General features: G+C 74.6%; 1 protein-coding gene. It reads right to left on the reverse strand.

Annotated elements, in window-relative coordinates:
- Nucleotides 1–73: 73 nt before the first annotated feature.
- Entirely contained in the window at nt 74–1,036 is a 963-nt protein-coding gene (galE, locus tag AB0J52_RS40380) for a UDP-glucose 4-epimerase GalE (RefSeq protein ID WP_500188487.1), read from the reverse strand.
- Between the last annotated feature and the right edge of the window lie 421 nt (nt 1,037–1,457).

The raw sequence follows: 1,457 nt of genomic DNA on the forward strand, positions 1-1,457 counted from the left end.
CCTACGAGAACGTGCCGGTCCGCGCGGCGGGGGAGCCGGCGGACCGCGGGGTCGGCGGAGGGGCGGAGGCCCGTCAGCGGAGGGCGAAGGCCCAGGCGTCGGCGACCATCTGGTTCAGGTCCCGCTCGGGCTTCCAGCCGAGCGCCTCGCTGATCTTCTCGGACGAGGCGACCAGCACGGCCGGGTCGCCGGGACGGCGGTCGCCGTACTCGGCCGGGACCGCGTGCCCGGTGACCGCGCGGCAGACCTCGACCACCTCGTTCACCGAGTAGCCGCTGCCGCTGCCCAGGTTGTAGATCCGGTGCGTGCCGGCCTCGGTGGCGTCCAGCGCGAGCAGGTGCGCGCGGCCGAGGTCGACGACGTGCACGTAGTCGCGGACGCAGGTGCCGTCCGCGGTCGGGTAGTCGGTGCCGAAGATGCTCACCGCGTCCCGCTCGCCGAGCGCGACCTTCAGCACGTTCGGGATCAGGTGCGTCTCGACGGTGTGCCGCTCGCCCTGCGCTCCGCGGTCGGTCAGCAGGGCCCCGGCGACGTTGAAGTAGCGCAGCGAGACCGCGCCGAACCCGTGCAGCCGGGCGTACTCGGTGAGGATCGTGTCGATCGCGAGCTTCGACGCCCCGTAGGGGTTGGTCGGACGCGTCGGGTCGGTCTCCAGGATCGGGGTGGACTCCGGCTCGCCGTAGGTCGCCGCCGTCGAGGAGAACACGATCCGGCCGACGCCCGCCCGCCGCATCGCGTCGAACAGCGCCAGCGACTCGCCGACGTTGCCGTCCCAGTACTTGGCGGGGTTCGCCACCGACTCGCCGACCAGCGACTTGGCCGCGAAGTGCAGCACCGCGTCGAAGCCCGCGCCGTCCAGCACCTCGAAGGCGGTCTTGCGCAGCGTCCCCCGGACGAACCGCGCGCCCGCCGGGACCGCGTCGTCGTGCCCGGTGGACAGGTCGTCCAGCACGACCACCTCGTGTCCAGCCTCCACCAACTGCGCGGAGACGACGCTGCCGATGTACCCGGCGCCTCCCGTCACGAGCAGCTTCAAGGTCCGACCTTTCGTCGACGTTCGAGTGCGGCGGAGGCGAGCGCCCCCGGTGCGGCCAAGGGTATCGGCCGGGCCACCGCGTCCGGCCCGCCTCGGCGACTCGGAGCGGGCGATCGGGGTGCATAGGATGTGGACGAGACGCGCGGGCGCACTACGAGACGCCGGTCCCCGCGGCCCGCGGCGGAGATCGGCCCGACGACCCTGCTCCCGGGTCGCGGCGTGGGAGGCGGCCGTCGCGCCGCTCCGGGCCGCGCGCCCGGACGGCCGGGTCGGCTGCCGCCGCCCCGGAAGGGGCCTGAGAGAATCGGTCCGTGACCATGTCCGTGTCCCCGTCCGCCGCCGGCTCCGCCGCGTCCGACGCCCTGTCCGACCCGACGGCCGACCCGACGGCCGACCCGACGGCCGACCCGACGGCCGACCC

The organism is Spirillospora sp. NPDC049652, assembly GCF_040675125.1.
In the GTDB taxonomy this organism is placed as follows: domain Bacteria; phylum Actinomycetota; class Actinomycetes; order Streptosporangiales; family Streptosporangiaceae; genus Spirillospora.